Here is a 23,545-nt window from a genome sequence, read left to right on the forward strand (position 1 = left end):
CTCAGTCCGTGCCGCCCACCGATCGGTCCAGCGCGTCGCCGCCTTCCTGGTCTTGCCGGTCATACACGTCGGCCGCGGCGCGCAGCTTGTCGCCGAGGTCGGTCAGATCGGCGCGCAGGCGCTCGGCCTGCGCCTCGAGGATGGCGATGAACTTCGAATACCCGGGCGTCCCTGCTTGTTTCCACGCCGCCGTCTGTCCGGCGATGCTGTCGGCCACCCCGGATCGACTCATCGCGGCCTCCTGGGCCACGACGTGCATCTGATCAGCTGACCGGCGTACCTCGGCGGGCACCACGTACACATCGCTCATGGCGCGGCGCTCCCGGCCGAACGCCGGCACGCGATGGAACCCGTGATCAACGACGCTTCCCGCGATCCGAACACCAGCGTGCGACCGTCTTGGCTGCTGAACCGCACGTCATGGTTGCCAGTGGAGTTCGCCATCGCCGTGACTTCGGTCAGACCGGCCTCGGCCGCCATCCGCTGCACAGCGGGATACACCAGGTCCCACTGCTGGTCATCGAAGGAGATCGGCGACGTCAGCTTGGCGAAGTACAGCGAGGTGCCCTTGTGGCCCGTCGCCTCTTGGGTGCACCCCGAGCGGGCTTCGTCATACGCCCATTGCCACGGCGCGCTGGCGGGCACGACCTGCGACACTTCCGCGCGCACCCGCTCGATCAACTCCAGCATCTGCGATCTGGTCTGCTCGATGTCCGGTAGCTCCGCGATGTCGGCCACAGGTATCTCCTCGTTCACGATCGGCGAGTCGTAGTCACCGCCACCACCTCCGCCACAGCCGCACGTGAAGACCAGCGCCGTCAGGACGGCCGCTGCGCGCCGCCGGAAGTGGGGCACCCTCGATTCCCTCACCGCACCAACCTGTCCTCTCCGCTCCTGGTCGCGACGTCTCCCAGATCCGCGGCGATCACCGCGAGGTTGTATGCCGGTGTCCGCAGGATCTTCTCCCCGCTGGGCAACTCGACCGGACGGGGGTAGTCGGCGTGCGAGTCGGCGCCCTGACGAGAAACGCCGTCCGGCGTGGTCGCGGCACCGGCCGACAGTTGCTCGAGCGGCAGCGTCAAGGGGTTGGGACCGAACGCGCCGAGGTCTCCGGCCGACGGCAACGGAATGGGACCCCACTTCGGATCCCCCGATATCGGGTCACCGGGGGCCGACATCACATAGGCGTGCCCGTCCGCGAGGTAGAGATCGGACTCGTCCCGGATCGGTGGGTGGGTCTCGATCGGCACACCCTGGGCGTTGTGGTGCGTCACGCTGTCGTTGGTGAACCCGAGGCCGGGTGAGCCGTAGAACGCCGCATCGTCGACGACGCCGGGCTGGCCGAGTTCGTTGAGCGCCTGTGCGGTCGTCAGCGAGCCGTAGGAGTGGCCGAACGCTGACAGGTGCACATCCGAACCGTTCTCGTTGGTGGCGTTGATCCCCCGGTAGAACTCGGCGAGATCGGGCGCCGCCTCGTTGGCCCGGCTGTCGAATCCGGCCTCGAGCACCGAGATGTCGTCCTTGTCGGGCGGCTCGTAGCCCAGCCAGGCGATCGCGGAGACCTGCTCACCTTGTCGCCCCGCCAGCGCGAGCTGATTCTGTGTCTCGGAGCGCAGGGCGCTGGCCTCGTTGACCATTCCGGGCAGGCTCTCCGGTGTCGTGCCCACTCCGGGGGTGGTGACGGCGACGTGCTGGGCTTCGTCCGGATTCCCCACGGCGATGGCCGCCCGGGGTTCGCGGCCCTCGGGAAACTCCAGCAGCATCAGGTACTTGTTCGGGTCGTCCTTTCCGTCGGCCGAAAGCGCTTCCTTCATCGCTTTCAGGTCCGCCAAGCGGGCGTTACGGTCCGCCACCATCTGGTTGTAGTCCTGCACGTGACCGTAGGCCCGGCGGTCCAGCGGCACACCCTTGTCCTTCAGGTACTGCTGCAGGGTGGGTGTCGAGTCGACGTCGCGCTGCGCTTCGTCGAGCTGCCGGTCCAGCGTGGCCTTGTTCACTTCACTGCGTACCGCTACCGGGACACCGTCGCGGTTGGCGACCCATTCGGGATGCTCGGCCACGACTTTGCGCTGCTCCTCTACCGACAACGCTTCCCACCAGGCGTTGACGTCGTTGGGTGCGACGCCGTCGCCCTCCGGCGGGTACGGCGCGGACAACCCGGAGTGATCGCGGCCCATCTGGTGCGCGCCGGCGAAGTCGGTGGCGCCATTGGCGGTGACGTCGCCCTCGGCCAGGTTCGCGAACACCTCGGCGCAGTCGGCGTCCACGTCCTGGCCCTGATGAATGAGTGCCTTCGCCCGCGACTCGAGGTCGTCGGCGATCGGCTGTAACTCGTCGTGCATGTCGGCGGGCGCGGTAATCGTGACGTCGCCGTTGTCGGCGAGCGTGAGCAGCCCGCCCTGCGCTGCGACGTCGGCACGCAGGGCGGCGAGCTCGGATTGCAGTTCCGCCACCGCGGCGGAGGTCTCCTCGGCCAGCTGGGCCACCGCGCCGATCACCGCGACGTCGTCGAGCACCTTGCCTTTGCTCTCGTGGATCTTGCCGCGGGCGGCGTCTGCGGCCGGAGAGTCCCAGCCGGGTAATCGGGAGATCATCTCGAGGTCGGACGTGACACCCTCGATGTTCTCGAGTTCGGCACCGAGCTCGAAGGAGATGGACTGCAGCGCGCCGACATTCCAGGTGTCGATATCGCTCAGCTGCATGTACCAACCCCCCAGCGCCGATCATCAGGTTACCGTCGAGCCCCGCATGGCGTGCGCACCACTTTGCGGCTGCGCTGACCCGCCGGACCGAAGCGGTACCCTCGTCACGATGTTGCAGACCACGACCAGGCGGCTCACCGGTTGGGCCCGTACCGCGCCCACCGTGGCGCAGGTGCTGTCGACGCCCGACCCCGAGGTGATCGTCAACGCCGTCGCGCGGGTCGCCGACGATCCGCAACGCGGGATCATCGCCCGCGGACTGGGCCGGTCCTACGGGGACAACGCCCAGAACGGCGGCGGCCTCGTCGTCGACATGACCGCGCTCAACCGCATCCACACCATGGACAGCGACAGCCATCTCGTGGACGTCGACGCCGGGGTCAACCTCGACCAGCTGATGCGGGCGGCACTGCCGCTAGGACTGTGGGTTCCGGTGTTGCCCGGCACCCGCCAGGTCACCGTCGGCGGCGCGATCGCGTGCGACATCCACGGGAAGAACCACCACAGCGCGGGCAGCTTCGGCAACCACGTCCGCTCGATGGACCTGCTCACCGCCGACGGCACCGTGCGCACCATCAAACCGCGGGGCAAGGACGCCGACCTCTTCTGGGCGACCGTCGGGGGCAACGGGTTGACCGGCATCATCCTGCGCGCCACCATCGCGATGACGCCGACGGAGACCGCCTACTTCATCGCCGACGGCGACGTCACCGCCGACCTCGACGAGACCATCGCTTTCCACAGCGACGGCAGCGAGGCGAACTACTCCTACTCCAGCGCCTGGTTCGACGCGATCAGCCCGCCGCCCAAACTCGGCCGTGCCGCCATCTCCCGCGGCTCGCTGGCCACCCTCGACCAGCTGCCCAGGAAGCTGCAACGCAATCCACTGAAATTCGATGCGCCGCAACTGCTCACGTTCCCCGACGTGTTTCCCAACGGGCTGGCGAACAAGTGGACGTTCGGACCGATCGGCGAGCTGTGGTACCGCAAATCGGGCACCTACCGCGGTAAGGTCCAGAACCTGACGCAGTTCTACCACCCGCTCGACATGTTCGGGGAGTGGAACCGTGCCTACGGCAGCGACGGGTTCCTGCAGTACCAGTTCGTGGTGCCCACCGAGGCCGTCGACGAATTCAAGGCCATCCTCGTCGACATCCAGCGCTCCGGCCACTACTCGTTCCTCAACGTGTTCAAACTGTTCGGCCCCGGAAACAAAGCGCCGCTGAGCTTTCCGATCCCCGGCTGGAACGTCTGCGTCGACTTCCCGATCAAACCCGGGCTCGGTGAGTTCATCAGCGGACTCGACCACCGGGTGCTGCGGTTCGGCGGGCGGCTCTACACCGCCAAGGACTCCCGCACCACCGCCGACACCTTCCACGCCATGTACCCGCGCATCGACGAGTGGATCGCCGTGCGCCGTCGGGTCGACCCCGACGGGGTGTTCGCCTCGGACATGGCCCGACGTTTGGAGCTGCTCTGAATGGTGCGCACACATGCTTGACGCCGTAGGTAACCCCCAGACCATCCTGCTGCTCGGCGGGACCTCGGAGATCGGGTTGGCGATCTGCGAGCGCTACCTGCGCGACGCGCCCGCCCGCATCGTGCTCGCCGCGCTGCCCGACGATCCCGGCCGCGACGCCGCCGTCGCTCAGATGCGCAGCGCGGGAGCCAAATCCGTCGAGGTCATCGACTTCGACGCGGTGGACACCGCGAGCCACCCCGATGTGATCGACCGGGCGTGCGAAGCCGGCGCCCGCGACATCGACGTGGCGATCGTCGCGTTCGGGCTGCTCGGTGACGCCGAGGAGCTGTGGCAGAACCAGCGCAAAGCCGTGCAGATCGCCGAGATCAACTACACCGCGGCGGTTTCGGTCGGCGTGCTGCTCGGCGAGAAGATGCGCGAACAGGGCTTCGGTCAGATCATCGCGATGAGCTCGGCTGCCGGTGAGCGCGTGCGGCGGTCGAACTTCGTCTACGGGTCCACCAAGGCCGGGCTCGACGGTTTCTATCTCGGACTCGGAGAAGCGCTGCGCGAGTACGGCGTTCACGTCCTCGTCATCCGCCCCGGTCAGGTGCGGACCCGGATGAGCGCCCACGTCAAGGAAGCGCCGCTGACCGTGGACAAGGAATACGTCGCCGAACTGGCGGTGACCGCGTCGGCCAAGGGTAAGGATCTGGTCTGGGCGCCGGGGGCGTTCCGCTACGTGATGATGGTGCTGCGCCACATTCCGCGGCCCATCTTCCGCAAGCTGCCCATCTAACCCGGTGGGCACGAACTCGCTGGCCGCCCCGTTGAAAGTCGCGGGCCGGATGGTGGTGGCGGCGCTGATCGCCGCCGCCGTCGCGGTCGTGGCCCTCGCGGCGATCGCGCGGGTCGAGTGGCCGGCCTACAACTCGTCGAATCAACTGCACGCGCTGACCACCGTCGGCCAATTCGGCGCTCTGGCAGGGCTGTTCGCGGCGGCGTGGGCGCACCAGCGCGGCAGGCGCCTGCTGGCGCACGCGGCGTCGACGGTGTTCCTGTCCGCGTTCGCCGTCGTGACCCTGGCGATGCCGCTGGGCGCCACCAAGCTCTACCTGTTCGGCATCTCGGTGGACCAGCAGTTCCGCACCGAATACCTGACCCGCTTCGCCGACACCGCGGCGCTGCACGACATGACCTACTACGGGTTGCCGCCGTTCTATCCGCCCGGGTGGTTCTGGCTCGGCGGACGGCTCGCCGCGCTGACCGGCACACCCGCGTGGGAGATGTTCAAACCCTGGGCGATCATCTCGATCGCGATCTCCGTCGTCCTCGCATATGTGTTGTGGACGGCGATGATCCGGTTTCGGTACGCGCTGATCGTCACCACCGCGACCGCCGCGGTGATGCTGGCCTACTCGCCGGCCGAACCGTATGCCGCGATCGTCGCGGTGCTGCTGCCGCCGGTGTTCGTCCTGGCATGGTCGGGGTTGCGGGCCGGGAGCCGGCACGGCGGGCAGGAGCGACGGGGGTACCTCCCGCTTGCGGGGGCCGACTCGGGGATCGGGCACGCCGGGTGGGGCGCGATCGTCGGCGTCGGGGTGTTTCTCGGGGTGGCGGCCCTGTTCTACACACTGCTGTTGGGTTATGCGGCGTTCACGCTGGTGCTCATGGGGCTGACGGTCGCCGTCGCCCGCCGAACGATCGAACCACTGCTACGGCTCCTGGTGATCGCGGTGATTTCCGGCGCGATCGCGTTGATCGGCTGGGGTCCCTACCTTCTGGCGGCGGCGAAAGGCACACCCGCCGACACCGGCACCGCCCAGCACTACCTGCCCGCCGACGGCGCTCAGCTGTCCTTCCCGATGCTCAGCTTCACGCTGCTCGGCGCGCTGTGCCTGGTCGGCACGGTCTGGCTGGTCGTGCGCGCCCGCACCTCCACCCGGGCCGGGGCGCTGGCCATCGCCGTGCTCGCGGTCTACGCGTGGTCGCTGCTGTCGATGCTCACCACGCTGGCGGGCACCACGCTGCTGTCGTTCCGGCTGCAGCCGACGCTGGTGATCCTGCTGTCCGCCGCCGGGGTGTTCGGGTTCGTCGAGGCGGCGCGCGGGCTGGCCGAGAACTTCTCCAGCCGACGGCTGCTGGTGGCCGCGGGTGCCGTCGGCACGATCGGGGCGCTCACCTTCAGCCAGGACATCCCCGACGTGCTCCGCCCGGACATCGCCGTGGCCTACAGCGACACCGACGGCTACGGGCAGCGCGCCGACCGCAGGCCGCCCGGCTCCGAACGCTACTACCGCGAGATCGACGCGGCGATCCTCGACGCGACCGGCCGTCCCCGCAACGAGACGATCGTGCTGACCGCCGACTACAGCTTCCTGTCCTACTACCCGTACTACGGATTCCAGGGTCTGACGTCGCACTACGCCAACCCCCTCGCGCAGTTCGACGAGCGGGCGAAGGCCATCGAGAGCTGGCGGACCCTCGGTGACGCCGACCAGTTCGTGGCGGCGCTGGACGGCATGCCGTGGGATCCGCCGACGGTGTTCCTGATGCGCCGTGGCGCCGAGGACACCTACACCCTGCGGCTGGCCTCCGACGTCTACCCCAACCACCCGAACGTGCGGCGCTATCAGGTGAAGCTCGACGCGGCACTGTTCGACGACCCGCGCTTCGAGGTTTCCGACATCGGTCCGTTCGTGTTGGCGATCAGAGTCGATGACTGACGCCCAGGCCGGGCCGTTAACATCTAGGCCCGTGAACTCTGGGGTTGCGGTCGGGAGCAACCACCGGACGGCGCGCCTCATCGCCATCGTCGCGGGACTGCTCGGCGCGGCGATGGCGCTGGCCACCCCGCTGCTGCCGGTGAAGCAGACGACCGCGGAGCTGAACTGGCCGCAGGACGGCGTCCTGCGCAGCGTCGACGCCCCACTGATCGGCTACGTCGCCACCGATCTGACGATCACCGTGCCGTGCCGGGCGGCGGCCGGGCTGGCCGGACCCGCGAACACCGGACGCACCGTCCTGCTGTCCACCGTGCCCAAACAGGCGCCCAAGGCCGTCGACCGGGGTCTGCTCATCGAGCGGGTGAACAACGACCTGCTGGTCATCGTCCGCAATACGCCGGTGGTGTCGGCGCCGCTGGACGAAGTGCTCAGCCCGCAGTGCCGGCAGTTGGTGTTCACCGCCCACGCCGACAAGGTCACCGGCGAATTCGTCGGCCTCACCCAGGGCCCCGACGACGTGGAACCGGGAGAGGACCCCGGCCAACCGCTGCGCGGCGAACGCAGCGGCTACGACTTCCGGCCGCAGATCGTCGGCGTCTTCACCGACCTGACCGGGCCCGCCCCGCCCGGTCTGCAGTTCTCGGCCACCGTCGACTCCCGCTACAGCAGTACGCCCACCCTGCTCAAGCTGCTGGTGATGTTCGCGGGCGTCGCGCTGACCGTCATCGCGCTCGGTGCGCTGCACGTCCTCGACACCGACGACGGGATGCGCCACCGCCGGTTCCTCCCGTCGCGCTGGTGGTCGATGACCCCGCTGGACGGTGTGGTCACCGCCGTGCTGGTGTGGTGGCACTTCGTCGGCGCCAACACCGCCGACGACGGCTACATCCTGACCATGGCCCGGGTGTCCGAACAGTCCGGCTACATGGCCAACTACTACCGCTGGTTCGGCACACCGGAAGCCCCGTTCGGCTGGTACTACGACCTGCTCGCGCTGTGGTCGCACGTCAGCACCGCCAGCGTGTGGATGCGGCTGCCGACCCTGCTGATGGCGCTGGCCTGCTGGTGGTTGATCAGCCGGGAGGTGATCCCGCGCCTCGGACACGCGGTGAAGGTCAACCGCGCGGCGGCGTGGACGGCGGCGGGCATGTTCCTGGCGGTCTGGCTGCCACTCAACAACGGTCTGCGGCCCGAGCCGATCATCGCGCTGGGCATCCTGCTGACCTGGTGCTCGGTGGAGCGCGGGGTGGCCACCAGCCGGCTGCTGCCGGTCGCGATCGCGGTCATCATCGGCGCGCTCACCCTGTTCTCCGGGCCGACCGGCATCGCCGCCGTCGGCGCCCTGCTGGTCGCCGTCGGGCCACTGAAGACGATCGTGGCGCGGCATGTCGCGCGGTTCGGCTACCTGGCCCTGCTGGCGCCGATCCTGGCCGCGGGCACCGTCACCGCGATCCTGATCTTCCGCGACCAGACCCTGGTCGGCGAACTGCAGGCCAGCGCCTTCAAGAGTGCGGTCGGGCCGAGCCTGAGCTGGTTCGACGAGCACATCCGCTACGAGCGGCTCTTCACCACCAGCCCCGACGGCTCGGTGGCGCGGCGTTTCGCGGTGCTGACCCTGCTGCTCGCGCTGGCCGTGTCCGTGGCGATGACGCTGCGCAAGGGCCGCATCCCCGGCACCGCGGCAGGGCCGAGCCGGCGGATCATCGGTATCACGATCATCTCGTTCTTCGCGATGATGTTCACCCCCACCAAGTGGACCCACCACTTCGGTGTGTTCGCCGGGCTCGCGGGGTCCCTCGGCGCGCTGGCCGCCGTCGCCGTCATGGCCGTGGCGATGAAGTCGCGACGCAACCGGGCCATGTTCGCGGCCACGGTGCTGTTCGTCGCCGCGCTGTCGTTCGCCACCGTCAACGGCTGGTGGTACGTCTCGAACTTCGGGGTGCCCTGGTCGAATTCGTTCCCCGAATACAAGTTCGGCTTCACCACGCTGCTGCTCGGACTGTCCGTGCTCGCGCTGCTCGTGGCGGCGTGGTTCCACTTCTCCGGACGCGACACCTCCCCCGACGACGACGGCCGCTGGCGGTGGCGCCGGATCGTGCAGTCACCGCTGGCGATCGCCGCATGGCTGGTGGTGATGTTCGAGGTGGTCTCGCTGACGCTGGCGATGGTCGACCAGTACCCGGCGTGGACGGTCGGCCGGTCCAACCTCGAGGCGCTGACCGGCAAGACGTGCGGGCTCGCCAACGACGTGATGGTCGAACAGGATCCGAACGCCGGACTGCTCGCGCCCATCGGGGTTCCCGTCGGCGCCGCACTGGGCGCCGCGGCGGCGCAGGGTTTCAGCCCCAACGGCATCCCGTCCGACGTGTCCGCGGACGCCGTGATGGACCAACCGGGTGCGACGAACTTCGCCGACACCGAAGGTGACGACGAGACGGGCGACGAGGCCGGCACCGAGGGCGGCACGACCGCCCGCGCCGGCATCAACGGATCCCGCGCCCGGCTGCCCTTCAACCTGAACCCGGCCCGCACCCCCGTGCTGGGTAGCTGGCGAAGCGGCACCCAGGCGCCGGCCGATCTGCGCTCGGCGTGGTACCGGCTGCCCGACCGCGGTTCGCGCGGGCCGCTGCTGGTGGTGTCGGCAGCCGGCCGCTTCGATCCCGGCGACATGGTGGTGCAGTGGGCCACCGACGACGGCGGCGCCGATCCGGACCCGGGCGGCAGCGTCGGATTCGGCGACGTCGGGGCGTCGCCGGCGTGGCGCAACCTGCGGGTGCCGCTGGACGCCATCCCCGCCGAGGCCACCCGCATCCGGCTGGTCGCCAACGACGACGACCTGAGCCCGGAGCACTGGATCGCGCTGACCCCGCCCCGGATCCCGGAACTGCGCTCACTGCAGGACGTGGTCGGCTCGCAGGACCCCGTCCTGCTCGACTGGCTGGTCGGGCTGGCCTTCCCCTGCCAGCGTCCGTTCGACCACCGCGACGGCGTCGTCGAGGTGCCGAAGTGGCGGATCATGCCGGACCGGTTCGGCGCCGAGGCCAACTCGCCGGTGATGGACTACCTCGGCGGCGGCCCACTGGGCATCACCGAACTCCTGCTGCGCCCGGCGACCCTGCCGACGTACCTGAAGGACGACTGGTTCCGCGACTGGGGTGCGCTGCAGCAGCTCACGCCGTTCTACCGGGACGCCGTACCGGCACGCCTGGATCTCGGTTCCACAACGCGCAGCGGCCTGTGGAGCCCGGCGCCGCTTCGCCACTAGGTCCGTCGCCTACCATCGACGCTCGTGCCCGCCCACCGTTTCGTCCGCCTTCTCGCCGTCTTCGCGGGCTTGGCGGGCGTCGTGCTGTGCGCGTTGGCCCCGCTGCTGCCGGTGAAGCAGGCCACCGCCACGATCCTGTGGCCGCAGGCGCCCGCCGAGGACGGCTTCGTCGGCGACCTGACCGCGCCGCTGGTGTCCGGGGCGCCGCGGGCGCTCCACGTGGCCATCCCGTGCCAGGCGATCTCCACGATGCCCGCCGACGGCGGCCTCGTGTTCTCCACGATCCCGCCCGCAGGCATCGCCGCCGGGCGCAACGGGCTGTTCGTCCGCGCCAACGCCGATGACGTCGTCGTCGCGTTCCGCGATTCGGTCGCCGCGGTCGCCCCGCGCGCCGCGGTCGCGGCGGGCGCATGCAGCGAGCTGCGCATCTGGGCCGACGTCGGCGCGGTCGGTGCCGACTTCGTCGGCATCCCCGGAGCCGCGGGCACGCTGGCCCCGGACAAGCGTCCGCAGGTCGCCGGCGTGTTCACCGAGCTCGAGGTGGCGGCACAGCCCGGAGCCGCCCCGGCGGCGACATCAGAGCCACGCCTGACCGCCCGCATCGACGTCGACACCCGGTTCATCACCAGCCCCACGCTGCTCAAGCTGGCGGTGATGACGCTGGGCGTGCTGTGTGTGCTCGCCTCGATCGTCGCGCTGGCCCTGCTCGACCGCCGCGTCGGGCGCGGCGTCCCCCGCGCATGGCGGCGCCTGCGAGGGGTCGGCCTGTGGACATGGCTGGCCGACATCGGGGTGATCGGCACGCTGCTGCTGTGGCACGTGGTCGGGGCGCAGTCGTCGGACGACGGATACAACCTGACGATCGCGCGCGTCTCCGACGAGGCCGGCTACACCGCGAACTACTTCCGCTACTTCGGCGCGACGGAAGCGCCGTTCGACTGGTACCAGAGCGTGCTCGCGAACCTGGCGTCGATCAGCACGGCCGGCGTGTGGATGCGCATCCCCGCCACGGCGGCGGCGATCGCGACGTGGCTGATCATCAGCCGCTGCGTGATCCCGCGGCTCGGCAGACGCCTGGCCGCCAACCGGGTCGCGGTGTGGACCGCAGGCGCGGTGTTCCTCGCGGCCTGGTTACCGTTCAACAACGGCCTGCGGCCCGAACCGCTGATCGCGTTCGCGGTGATCGCGGTGTGGATGCTGGTGGAGCGGTCCGTCGGCACCCGCCAACTCTGGCCCGCCGCGGTGGCCGTCGTCCTCGCGATGTTCTCGGTGACGCTCGCACCGCAGGGTCTGATCGCGCTCGCCCCGCTGCTCGTCGGTGCGCGTCCGATCGCCCGCATCATCTCCGCCCGCCGCCCGGTCGACGGGCTGATGTCCTCCCTGGCGCCGTTGGTGGCCGCGATGTCCCTGCTGTTCGTCATCGTGTTCCGCGACCAGACGCTGGCCACCGTCGCCGAATCGGTGCGCATCAAGTACGTCGTCGGCCCGACGCTGCCCTGGTATCAGGAGTTCCTGCGGTACTACTTCCTGACCGTCGAGGACAGCGTGGACGGATCGCTGACCCGCCGCTTCTCGGTGTTGATCCTGCTGCTGTGCCTGTTCGGCCTCATCGTGCTGCTGCTGCGCCGCGGCCGGCTGCCCGGGACCTTCGGCGGCCCGGTGTGGCGGCTGGCCGGCACCACGGCCGTCGGGCTGCTGCTGCTGACGCTCACGCCGACGAAGTGGGCGGTGCAGTTCGGAGCGTTCGCCGGCCTCGCGGGCGCGCTCGGCGGCGTCACCGCCTTCGCCTTCGCCCGCGTCGGCGTCAACAGCCGACGGAACCTGGCGCTGTACGTGACCGCGCTGCTGTTCGTGCTGGCGTGGGCGACCTCCGGGATCAACGGCTGGTTCTACACCGGCAACTACGGCGTGCCCTGGTTCGACAAACAACCGGTCATCGTCGGCTTCCCGGTCACCACGATCTTCCTGGTGCTGGCCATCGCCGGCGGCATCCTGGCCGGCTGGCTGCACTTCCGGATCGACTACGCCGGGCACACCGAGGTCGCCGACACGGGCCGCAACCGCGCGCTGGCGTCGACACCGCTGCTCGCCGTCGCCGTCATCATGGTCGTGCTCGAACTGGGGTCGATGGTCAAGGCCACCGTCGGCCGCTACCCCGTCTACACCATCGGCGCGGCGAACACGGCGGCGCTGCGGTCCGGGCTGTCGGCGGACAGCTGCGCGATGGCCGACCAGGTGCTCGTCGAGGCCGATACGAACGCCGGGATGCTGCAACCGGTTCCGGGTCAGCGCTTCGGCCAGTACGGTCCCCTCGGCGGTGAGGACCCTGTCGGCTTCACCCCCAACGGCGTCAGCGACACCCTCGAACCCGCGGAACCCGTGGCGGCCAATCCGGGCACCGTGAACTCCGACGGACCCGTCGACAAACCGAACATCGGCGTGGGGTACGCGGCGGGCACCGGCGGCGGCTACGGCCCCGAGGGCGTCAACGGCTCGCGGGTGTTCCTGCCGTTCGGTCTCGACCCCGACCGGACCCCGGTGATGGGCAGCTACGACGAGAACACCGTCGCCGCGGAGGCGACGTCGGCGTGGTACCAGCTGCCGCCCCGCAGCCCCGACCGGCCGTTGGTGACCGTCGCCGCCGCGGGCGCGATCTGGTACTACGAGGAGGACAGGTCGTTCAACTACGGCCAGTCCCTCAAGCTGCAGTGGGGCGTGCACCGGCCGGACGGCACATACGAGGAGCTGGGCGAGGTCCAGCCGATCGACATCCACATGCAGAAGGCGTGGCGCAACCTGAGGTTCCCGCTGGCCTGGGCGCCGCCGGAGGCCAACGTCGCCCGCATCGTCGCCGACGACCCGAACCTCTCGGAGGATCAGTGGTTCGCGTTCACGCCGCCGCGGGTTCCGGTGCTGGAGACCGCCAGCGCTTTCCTCGGCGTGCAGACGCCGGTGCTGATGGACATCGCCACCGCCGCCAACTTCCCCTGTCAGCGGCCGTTCTCCGAGCACCTCGGGGTTGCCGAACTGCCGGAGTACCGGATCCTGCCGAACTTCAAGCAGGTGGTCGCGTCGTCGAACCAGTGGCAGGCCGCCGAGGACGGTGGGCCGTTCCTGTTCATCCAGGCGCTGCTGCGGACCGCGACGATCCCGACCTACCTGCGCGACGACTGGTACCGCGACTGGGGTTCGATCGAGCGCTATATCCGGCTCGTGCCGCGTGACGAGGCACCCGACGCCGTCATCGAGGAAGGATCGACACGAGTGTTCGGGTGGAGCCGGGGCGGACCGATCAGGGCGCTGCCGTGAGCGGCACATCGGGAGACGCCGTGAGTACGACCGTGACGCCGAGCGACACCACGGCCACCCCCGGCCGGCCGGCCGGTAAGGATGTGCGGATCGCGCGGTGGGTCGCCACGATCGCCGGGCTGCTCGGCTTCGTCATGGCCGTCGCCACCCCGCTGCTGCCCGTCACCCAGACCACCGCGACCCTGAACTGGCCGCAGCAGGGCCAGTTCGCCAACGTCACCGCCCCGCTCATCACCCAGGCGCCGGTGAGCCTGACCGCCACGATCCCGTGTGAAGTGGTCCGGACGATGCCGGCCGAGGGCGGGCTCGTGCTGGGCACCGCACCGGCCGAGGGCCGCGACGCGGCGCTGAACGCGATGCTGGTCAACGTCACGCGCACCCGCGTAGACGTGATCGTTCGCAACGTCGTGGTCGCCAGCGTCAACCGCGCGCGGGTCGCCGGACCCGGCTGCGAACGCATCGAGATCACCTCGTCGGAAGACGGGACGTTCGCCGACTTCGTGGGGCTCACTCAGATTTCCGGCGAAGACGCCGGCCAACCTCAGCGCACCGGCTATTCCGATCCGAATCTGCGCCCCGCGATCGTCGGCGTGTTCACCGACCTGACCGGGCCCGCACCGCCGGGGATGTCGTTCTCGGCGACCATCGACACCCGGTTCACCACGCAGCCGACCGCGCTGAAGCTGACCGCGATCCTGCTGGCGATCATCTCGACCGTCATCGCGCTGCTGGCGCTGTGGCGGCTGGACCGCCTCGACGGGCGGCGCATGCGCCACCTGATCCCGACGCGCTGGCGCACGCTGACCGCCGTAGACGTGTTCGTGGTTGGTGTGTTCGCGCTCTGGTACATCATCGGCACCAACTCCTCCGATGACGGCTACCAGATGCAGATGGCCCGCACCGCCGAGCACTCCGGCTACATGGCCAACTACTTCCGCTGGTTCGGCGTTCCCGAGGACCCGTTCGGCTGGTACTACAACCTGCTGGCGTTGATGACCCACGTCAGCACCGCCAGCATCTGGATGCGGCTGCCGGATCTGATCTGTTCGCTGATCTGCTGGCTGCTGCTGTCCCGCGAAGTGCTGCCGCGACTGGGCCCCGCGGTGATCGCCAGCAGGCCGGCGCTGTGGGCGGCCGGCCTGGTGCTGATCGGCGCCTGGATGCCGTTCAACAACGGCTTGCGCCCGGAGGGGCAGATCGCCACCGGAGCGCTGATCACCTACGTGCTGATCGAGCGGGCCATCAGTTCCGGGCGGCTCACACCGGCCGCGCTGGCCATCTTCACGGCGGCGTTCACGCTGGGCATTCAGCCCACGGGGCTGATCGCCGTGGCCGCGCTGGTGGCCGGCGGCCGGCCCATCCTGCGGATCATCATGCGGCGCCGCCGTGCCGTCGGCATCTGGCCACTGCTGGCCCCGCTCCTGGCGGCGGGCACCGTCATCCTGGCGGTCGTGTTCGCCGATCAGACATTCGCCACGGTGCTGGAGGCCACCAGGATTCGCACCGCGATCGGCCCGAGCCAGGAGTGGTACACCGAGATCCTGCGGTACTACTACCTGATCCTGCCGACCGTCGATGGTGCGATCTCGCGCCGGTTCGCGTTCCTGTTCACCGTGCTGTGCCTGTTTCCGGCCCTGTTCATGATGTTGCGCCGCAAACGGATCCCCGGCGTCGCGCGCGGACCGGCGTGGCGGCTGATGGGCATCATCTTCGCGACGATCTTCTTCCTGATGTTCACCCCCACCAAGTGGATTCACCACTTCGGTCTGTTCGCGGCCGTCGGCGGCGCCATGGCGGCGCTGGCCACGGTGCTGATGTCGCCGGTGGTGTTGCGCTCGGCGCGCAACCGGATGACGTTCCTGGCCCTGGTGTTCTTCGTCCTGGCGTTGTGCTTCGCATCGGTCAACGGCTGGTGGTACGTCTCCAACTTCGGTGTGCCGTTCAACACCTCGGTACCCCAACTGGGCGGGGTGACTGTCAGCACGGTGTTCTTCGTGCTGACCGCGATCGCCGCGCTGTGGGCGTTCTGGCTGCACGTGACGCCGCGCAGCGAATCCCGCGTCGTCGACAAGCTCACCGCCGCACCGATTCCCATTGCCGCCGGGTTCATGGTGCTCGTGTTCATCGCGTCCATGGCGATCGGCGTGGTGCGCCAGTACCCCACCTACTCCAACGGGTGGGCCAACATCCGCGCGTTCGCCGGTGGCTGCGGTCTGGCCGACGACGTGCTCGTCGAACCCGATTCCAATGCCGGGTTCCTGCGCGCCCTGCCCGGCGATTACGGCCCGCTGGGGCCGCTCGGTGGAACGGACCCGGTGGGCTTCTCCCCCAACGGGGTTCCCGACCGGATCATCGCCGAGGCGATCCGATTGAACAACCCGCAGCCCGGCACCGACTACGACTGGAACCAGCCCGAGCAGCTGTCCCGCCCGGGCGTGAACGGGTCGACGGTGCCACTGCCCTACGGCCTGGACCCCACCACAGTTCCGGTCGCGGGAACGTATTCGTCTGCGGTGCAACAGGAAAGCCGGCTGGCGTCGGCGTGGTACGAGTTGCCCGCCGCCGACGACGCCCACCCGCTCGTGACGATCACCGCGGCCGGCACGATCGCCGGGCGCAGTGTCGCGGAGGGGGTCACCTCCGGGCAGACCGTCGCGCTGGAATACGCCCGCCGCGGACCTGACGGTGCGCCGGTGCCCGCGGGCCGCGTCGACCCCTACGACATCGGTCCCACGCCGTCGTGGCGCAACCTGCGCTATCCGCGCGACCTCATCCCGACCGACGCGGTCGCGGTGCGGGTCATCGCCGAAGACCTCAATCTCGGTCAGGGCGACTGGATCGCGGTGACTCCGCCGCGCGTGCCGGAGGTGCGGTCGGTGCAGGAGTACGTCGGCTCCGAACAGCCCGTGCTGCTGGACTGGGCGGTGGGGTTGGCGTTCCCGTGCCAGCAGCCGATGCTGCACGCCAACGGCGTCACCGAGGTGCCGAAGTTCCGGATCTCACCGGACTACTACGCCAAACTGCAGAGCACCGACACCTGGCAGGACGGCCTCAACGGCGGCCTCCTGGGCATCACCGACCTGCTGCTGCGCGCGTCGGTGATGTCGACGTACCTGTCGAACGACTGGGGTCAGGACTGGGGTTCGCTGCGCCGCTTCGACACGATCGTCGACGCCGAGCCTGGGCAAATCGACCTGGGCAGCGAAACGCACAGCGGGCTGTGGAAGCCGGGCGAGATCCGCATCGCGCCGTAAGTGTGTGACATGCGCCGAGTTCTACATGAGGGTCGCGCAGAATCGCCGCCCACAACCCTGGTGTAGAACTCGACGCGTCACGGCGGATTCGCTTGTGCAGCAGAAGTGCTCGCCGCCGAGAATTGTCGTACCCCTCTGCGAGGATGCAGTTATGGCCTCGAGCGCACCGTCTTTCGTCCCCAGCGCGCCTCGCGCTGCGCGTCTCGAGGTGTTGTTCGAGGAGTTGGCGGAGCTAGCGGGTCAACGTAATGCGATCGATGGGCACATCGTGGAGATCATCGCCGAGATCGACCGCGACGGATTAGGCGGCATCACCGGCGCCCGCTCGATTCCCGCGCTGGTGGCGTGGAAAACCGGGTCGTCGTCGACGAACGCCAAAACCATCACCGCAGTGGCGCAACGACTCGAAGAATTCCCGCGCTGCGTGCAAGGACTGCGCGAAGGGCGACTGTCACTGGACCAGGTCGGGATCATCGCCGAGCGGGCCGGTGCGGGATCTGATGCCCACTATGCCGAGCTGGCCGCCTCTGCCGGCGTCAACCAGCTACGCACCGCGCTCAAACTCGAACCCCGACCCGAACCCGAACCCGAGCCGGGTCCCGACTCGGAATCCGACGCCGACGCCGACGCCGAGCCCGATCCTGATCCGCGGCCGTGGATCACCAAGGACAGCGATGACGCGTACACCTATTGGCACATCGCCCTTCCGCATATTGAGGCGGCGACGTTCGAGGCGGCCCTGCAATCCCATCACGACGGGCTGATCGCCCAGTGGAAACGCGACCACGGCGATAGCCCGGCGGCTGACCGGCCACCATTGCCCACCCGCGTCGATGCGTTCACCGCACTCGTCGAAGCCGGATGGGACGCCGAAGCGGCGCGGCGCCCCCACGGACACCGCACCACCGTCGTTGTGCACCTCGACCTGAAGGACCGCATCGCCGCACTGCATCTGGGACCGCTGCTCACCGATGCCGACCGCCGCTACCTCACCTGCGACGCCACCTGCGAAGTGTGGTTCGAACGCCACGGCCAGGTCATCGGCTCCGGACGCACCACCCGACTGATCAACCGCACGCTACGACGCGCGCTCGAACACCGCGACCGCACGTGTGCGGTCCCCGGGTGTGGCGCCACCCGAGGTCTGCACGCCCACCACATCCAGCACTGGGAAGACGGCGGACTCACTGAGCTGGACAAGCTCAAATGTCGCTAAGCTACCCTCATGGTGAAAGCGAAAACTCCTGTTCAGCGGGTTGGGGTTCGGTCGGCGGCGATCTACGCCCGGATCTCGGCGGATGTGGAAGGCACCGGGTTGGGCGTGGCACGGCAGGTGGAGGACTGCCGCAAACTGGCCGCTGATCGGGGCTGGCAGGTCGGTGATGAGTATGTCGACAACGATGTGTCGGCCTACTCAGGTAAGCCGCGCCGCGAGTACGCCCGGATGTTGGCCGATCTGAAATCCGGTGCCCGGGATGCGGTGATCGTCTACAACCTGGATCGGTTGCATCGCCGACCGGTCGAGTTGGAAGAGTTCGTGACTCTGTGTGAATCGGTGGGTGTACGGGATGTCGCCACGGTGACCGCCGACATCGATCTCGGTAACGATGATGGGCTGTTCATGGCCCGGATTTTCGCCGCGTTCGCCGCCAAAGAATCCGGCCGCAAGTCCGCACGTATCCGCCGCAAGATGTTGCAGAACGCCGAACAGGGCATACCGCACGGGTCGGCACGGCCCTTCGGCTACGAATCCGACAAGATCACCCTCCGCGAGACCGAGGCCAAGGTCGTTCGCGAGATGGTCGACCGGTATCTGGCTGGCGCGTCGATTCGGTCGCTGACGATCTGGCTCAACGACACCGGGATCGCACCGGCGGTGTCCAAGTCGTGGCAAACCACGGCGGTGCGCCAGATCCTGATTTCCGGGCGTATCGCCGGGCTCCGCGAGCATCATGGGGAGGTGATCGGGTCTGCGGTGTGGCCGGCGATCATCACCCCCGCCGAACGTGACCGCATCCTTGCGCGGACGACTGCCCGCTCGGTGACCAAGACTCGCGCCCCACGCACCTACCTGCTATCGGGGATGTTGCGGTGCGGGCGCTGCGGAAATCGGTTGTTTTCCCAAGCCCGCCATAACAATCCGACTAACAGGGTTCGCCGATATGTCTGCTTGAAAGGCCCCGACCACGGCGGCTGCGGCCGACTCACCGTGGTCGCGCAACCGGTCGAAGAATTGCTCACCGATGCGGTGCTGACCCGACTGGACTCCCCGCAGCTGGCCGAAGCGTTGGCGGGCAAGGCCAGCGTCGATGCTGATGTCGCGGCGTTGGCAACACAGCTTGAAGCCGACCAGGCCCGCTTGGATGAACTGGCTGGACTCTACGCCGAGGGTGCGGTGTCAGCGCGGGAATGGATCGCCGCCCGCGACCCCATCAACGACCGCATCGCCCAAGCCCGCCGCGACATCGCCAAGGCCACTGACACCAGTGCAGTGGTGGATTTGGTGGGCTCCGGCGACGTGCTGCGCGGCCAATGGAATGACCTCGACATCGACCGCCAACAGGCGATCGTCAAGTCGGTGCTCGATCACGCCGTGATTGCCCCAGGCGTTCCGGGCGTGCGCAAGTTGGATATCAATCGGGTACAGCCGCATTGGCGGATGTAGATTGCCTCGCCGCGCGCTCACGCATATATGCCCGGACTGGTCAGTGAGAACACATCGGGACGACGGTGGGTGATAGTCGATGGATACGGGCGTGGCGCGGTGCTGATTTTGGCGGCTAGGTTGGGGCGTTCGCGTCAGGCGTGGTGTCTGGGTGCGGCCGTAGCAATGGTTAGACTCAGCTCACAGCCCTGCCGCGCTGGTCAGGACGGTTGTGTGAACCGAGGGGAGGTCGGCCGTGGCGACAAATGACCAGCTGAAGGCTCTCGTCATGAGCCACGCCGAGGGCGATGACCCCCAGTTCTACGCCGTGGCGATGCAGGTGGCTGCAAGATCCGCGCGTGCCGGGCATGGGAAGTTCGCCCAGGAACTGCGTGACCTGGTTGATGAGCTGCGCAAGCGTGGCGCGATGAAGTCGAGAGTGGCCTCGGTGGTGCCCGTCGCCCAGCCTCGCGGTGAATTGAGTTCGCTGCTCACGGTCACCTACCCGGAGGCCCGACTGGCAGACCTCGTCTTGTCGCCCGGTCTTGCCGAGCGCCTACGGCATGTGTTGCTGGAACAGCGTCAGCGAGACAAGCTGGCCCGGCACGGTCTTCGCGCCGCGCGCCGGCTGCTGCTCATCGGTCCTCCGGGGACCGGCAAGACCTCCACCGCACGTGTCGTCGCGGGCGAACTTGGGCTTCCGCTGTTTTCGGTGCGGTTGGACACCATCATCACCAAATTCATGGGTGAGACGGCTGCGAAGCTGCGTTTGATCTTCGATGCACTCATCGACACGCGGGGGGTGTATTTGTTCGATGAGGTCGACGCGCTCGCCGGTGACCGGGCTGCACCCAATGACGTCGGCGAGATCCGCCGAGTCCTCAACTCCTTTCTTCAGTTCCTGGAAGAGGAGTCCTCTGACAGCATCATCATCGCGGCCACCAATCATCCCCAGCTCCTGGACAACGCGCTCTATCGCCGGTTTGACACGGTGATGGATTTCGCGCTGCCCGACGATGCGGCCATCGAGGCAGTCATCCGGAACCGCCTTGCCCTGTTCCAGATCGGAAACCTGAGTTGGCCGAGAGTCGTCGCTGCCGCCCACGGGCTCAGCCATGGAGAGATCGCGACAGCGGCAGAGAATGCGGCAAAACGAACGGTGCTGACCGGCCGGGCCCGGGTCCGCACCGACGATGTGGTGACCGCGTTGCGTGAGCGTCCTCGCACCAGCCGCCACAGTGAACCGGCGATCTAAGCCTCATGGCAGATCGAGACCGCCCACATCTTGTCGTGCCCGTGCCGCCGTTATCGGAGCCGTTCACGCTCGCCAGCGCTGGCGGCGGTGGCGATAAACACGAGTTCACGGGAGACCGTAAGGGCCATGGCCGCCGCCTCACTGACGAATTCAACGCCGCGGTCGCGCCCGCGACGAATGATGAGGTCGAGCCGGCAGGCACCTACGTCACGTTTGTGTCATTTGCCGGTTTGGAGTTGGCGCTGCAGAGTCTGGACCCTCAGCGCTCCGGTGAGCAGCCCGAGCTGGTCGCCGTCCGGGAGACACACACCGATCGCGGGATCGTTCAGATGGCGACCGTGTACATACCGCGCGGCAAGAAGGAGTACTTCCTCAAGCGGTTGGACGCCTACGTTGCGTCTACCGATGAGGCCAAAGCGAGCAACGCCGCACTGATCGAAGGCATCCAGTCGATCCGGCGCGCGACGATCCGCGAACTGTGGACCGACCCAGATGAACTGTTCCCTGACGACACCACCGAAGTCCGCTGGTGGGAGGTGTGGCTGCTCAACCGTGATCGCCGCGAATCGGCGAGGTTCAGTGACTTTGTTGCACGGCAGGGGCTGCGTACCAGCGAGCACTATCTGGGTTTCGGCGACCGGACGGTAGTGCTCCTGCGGTCCTCCGCCGCCCAATTGGCGCAGACATTCCAGTCCGTTGATGACATCGCCGAACTGCGGCGACCACATGACGTCGCCACCTTGTTGACAGAACTGCCCGCCACCGAGCAGGCCGAATGGGCAGAGGAGCTGCGGGGACGTTTGAAGGTGGCCGACGACGACGCGCCGGTGGTGTGCATCCTCGACACTGGCGTGCAGGACACCCATCCCTTGCTGGCAGACTCGATCGACGTCGCTGATCTGCATGCCGCAGACCCGCAATGGCAGACCGCACCTGTTCATTCGCACGGAACCGAGATGGCAGGCCTGGCTCTCTACGGTGACCTGCACGCCGCACTCGTGGACACTCACCCTATCCACCTCACACACCGCCTCGAATCGGTGAAGTTCTTGCCCGACAACACCCACAATGACCGGGACCTCTACGGCGCCATAACGGCCCGCTGCGTTGACCGACCCGAGATCGAGGCCGCTCATCGCCGCCGCGTATTCATGCTCGCGGTCACCGCGCCCCGACCCACCGTCGATGGATCCGGCACCGAACCGCGCACACACATCGACACCGGTCGGCCCACGTCCTGGTCGGCGGCAATCGATGCCCTGGCCTTCGGCCGCGCCATCGACGACAGAGACCCCAAACTCACCTACCTCGACCGTGACGAGCCGCGACGCCCGCGCCTGTTCGTGATTTCCGCCGGCAACATCCGCGACCTCACCGCCACCGATGACCACCTCGTCCGAAGTGACGTCGAACCCGTTGAAGATCCTGCTCAGTCGTGGAACGCGCTCACGGTCGGCGCTTACTCCCATCGCGACGACATGTCAGGGGCGCCAGCTGATTTCGCCAGCTACGTGCCGATAGCCAAGCGCGGCGAACTATCCCCGGTCAGTCGCACATCAGTGGTCTTCGATCGCACGAGATGGCCCTTCAAACCCGACGTGGTCGCTGACGGCGGCAACGTCGCGGCCTCACCAGACCGCACCGACGTTGACACGCCTCCCAACCTTGCGCTGCTCACGACCCGGCTTCAACGACCGGGCCAAGGTCCTTTCACCGCGACGCGCGACACCTCGGCGGCCACTGCCCAGGTCGCGGCCATCGCCGCCGATCTGTCCCACGCCTATCCGCACCTGCGCCCCGAGACCATTCGTGGGTTGATCGTGCACTCAGCCGAGTGGACCGATGCCATGCGCGCCCGCTTCGACGACGAATCGAATAAGACCCGCCTGGTCAGTCTGCTACGCCGCTACGGCATGGGCGTGCCCGATGCAGCGCGCGCGCTGCGCAGCGCCACCGATGCCCTGACCCTCATCGCACAAGCTCAGATACGACCTTACGAGCGTGACCACGACAGCAACACCGGCAAAGTACGGGAGATGAACCTCCACGAGCTACCGTGGCCCATTCAAGCCCTCGAAGCGCTCGGGGAAACCGAGGTGCGCATGCGTGTCACCCTGTCCTACTTCGTCGAACCTAATCCCTCCAGCCGCGGCTGGACCGGCCGGTATATCTACCCCTCCCACGGCCTGCGGTTCGCCACCCGCCGCCCCGAGGACAGTATCGAATCGTTCCGACAGCGCATCAACACCCGGGCACGTATCGACGGAGGGCGCCCACCGGCACTCGACACCGAGAAAGGCTGGTTGTTCGGCAGCAATCAACAGCAGGCGCCGGGCTCGCTGCACACCGACATCTGGACAGGCGCCGCCGCCAACCTCGCTAGCAAGGGAGCCATCGCCGTATACCCGGTCGCGGGATGGTGGAAGAACCAACACAAATACGACCAGAGCAACCAGGGCGTCGACTACTCACTCATGGTCAGCATCGAATCCCCACACGTCGACGTCGACCTATGGACCCCCGTCGCCCAGCAGATCACCACAACCGTCGAAATCCAAACCTAGCTAGGCCTTTACGCCGCTCGCCTCGAACACTACGAGCGTTTGACACAATCATTGCGAACGTGCTGGTCTGAACTCGACTGGCGATGTCAACTCGAATTGGGGCTTGTCGTGCGGGCTGCGGCACCGCCTTGATGTCCGGCGGACCCGGCGATAGGAGCGCCGGGCGCCGGCGGCACGTGGTGCTGGTTGACCGCTGAGTGACTGTCTGTCGTGTTGCCTGGTCGCGGTCGAGGGTGTGTCGGCTGACCCTTGGTGTCAAGGCTCGAACCGGGGTTCGACCGCATGCGGCGCTGGCCCTGACATCAACTGTCAGTCAACAGGACTGCGCTGATGTGACCAGGCGAGAAACAACATAGCTGTTGAG

General features: G+C 68.1%; 12 protein-coding genes and 1 pseudogene. 10 read left to right on the forward strand and 3 right to left on the reverse strand.

Annotated features, from left to right (window positions below; translation table 11 throughout):
- Position 1: 1 nt before the first annotated feature.
- The 3 genes from I7X18_RS25995 to I7X18_RS26005 are packed head-to-tail and all read right to left on the reverse strand — an operon-like array spanning position 2 to position 2,702.
- Complete coding sequence (locus I7X18_RS25995; RefSeq protein WP_193046836.1) at positions 2-310, reverse strand: type VII secretion target; 309 nt, start codon at positions 308-310, stop codon at positions 2-4.
- The gene (locus I7X18_RS26000) at positions 307-870 is read right to left on the reverse strand and encodes an LppA family lipoprotein (RefSeq protein WP_232375334.1); all 564 of its coding nucleotides are present in this window, start codon (positions 868-870) and stop codon (positions 307-309) included. The genes I7X18_RS25995 and I7X18_RS26000 overlap by 4 nt, the downstream gene beginning before the upstream one ends.
- The gene (locus I7X18_RS26005) at positions 867-2,702 is read right to left on the reverse strand and encodes an alpha/beta hydrolase (RefSeq protein WP_193046837.1); all 1,836 of its coding nucleotides are present in this window, start codon (positions 2,700-2,702) and stop codon (positions 867-869) included. Before I7X18_RS26005 ends, I7X18_RS26000 begins: the two co-directional genes overlap by 4 nt.
- Positions 2,703-2,811: 109 nt before the next feature.
- Between I7X18_RS26005 and I7X18_RS26010 the strand changes: the two genes are divergently transcribed.
- From I7X18_RS26010 to I7X18_RS26055, 10 genes and pseudogenes are all read left to right on the forward strand, one after another.
- On the forward strand, positions 2,812-4,182 hold the full coding sequence (locus I7X18_RS26010; protein WP_193046838.1) for a decaprenylphosphoryl-beta-D-ribose oxidase: 1,371 nt from the start codon (positions 2,812-2,814) through the stop codon (positions 4,180-4,182).
- Between the two features lie 13 nt (positions 4,183-4,195).
- Positions 4,196-4,963: a decaprenylphospho-beta-D-erythro-pentofuranosid-2-ulose 2-reductase gene (locus I7X18_RS26015; RefSeq protein ID WP_193046839.1), complete on the forward strand. Its 768-nt coding sequence runs from the start codon at positions 4,196-4,198 to the stop codon at positions 4,961-4,963.
- A 49-nt stretch (positions 4,964-5,012) separates the two neighbouring features.
- On the forward strand, positions 5,013-6,890 hold the full coding sequence (locus tag I7X18_RS26020; protein WP_198730570.1) for a galactan 5-O-arabinofuranosyltransferase: 1,878 nt from the start codon (positions 5,013-5,015) through the stop codon (positions 6,888-6,890).
- Positions 6,883-10,155 carry an arabinosyltransferase domain-containing protein gene (locus I7X18_RS26025; RefSeq protein ID WP_193046840.1) on the forward strand — a complete coding sequence of 1,091 codons (3,273 nt, stop codon included), beginning with the start codon at positions 6,883-6,885 and terminating at the stop codon, positions 10,153-10,155. The genes I7X18_RS26020 and I7X18_RS26025 overlap by 8 nt, the downstream gene beginning before the upstream one ends.
- A gap of 24 nt (positions 10,156-10,179) precedes the next feature.
- Positions 10,180-13,464, forward strand: coding sequence for an arabinosyltransferase domain-containing protein (locus tag I7X18_RS26030; RefSeq protein ID WP_193046841.1), 3,285 nt, complete (start codon positions 10,180-10,182; stop codon positions 13,462-13,464).
- Positions 13,465-13,496: 32 nt separating this feature from the next.
- Positions 13,497-16,718, forward strand: coding sequence for an arabinosyltransferase domain-containing protein (locus tag I7X18_RS26035; protein ID WP_404822828.1), 3,222 nt, complete (start codon positions 13,497-13,499; stop codon positions 16,716-16,718).
- A gap of 151 nt (positions 16,719-16,869) precedes the next feature.
- Positions 16,870-17,922, forward strand: a pseudogene (locus tag I7X18_RS26040) (HNH endonuclease signature motif containing protein); the annotation flags it as partial.
- Positions 17,923-17,943: 21 nt separating this feature from the next.
- Entirely contained in the window at positions 17,944-19,383 is a 1,440-nt protein-coding gene (locus I7X18_RS26045) for a recombinase family protein (protein ID WP_193046843.1), read from the forward strand.
- 235 nt (positions 19,384-19,618) lie between these two features.
- Positions 19,619-20,617, forward strand: coding sequence for an AAA family ATPase (locus I7X18_RS26050; RefSeq protein WP_193046844.1), 999 nt, complete (start codon positions 19,619-19,621; stop codon positions 20,615-20,617).
- 5 nt (positions 20,618-20,622) lie between these two features.
- Entirely contained in the window at positions 20,623-23,181 is a 2,559-nt protein-coding gene (locus I7X18_RS26055; protein ID WP_193046845.1) for a S8 family peptidase, read from the forward strand.
- Positions 23,182-23,545 lie beyond the last annotated feature (364 nt).

The sequence above is a fragment of the Mycolicibacterium baixiangningiae genome (assembly GCF_016313185.1).
Classification (GTDB): domain Bacteria; phylum Actinomycetota; class Actinomycetes; order Mycobacteriales; family Mycobacteriaceae; genus Mycobacterium; species Mycobacterium baixiangningiae.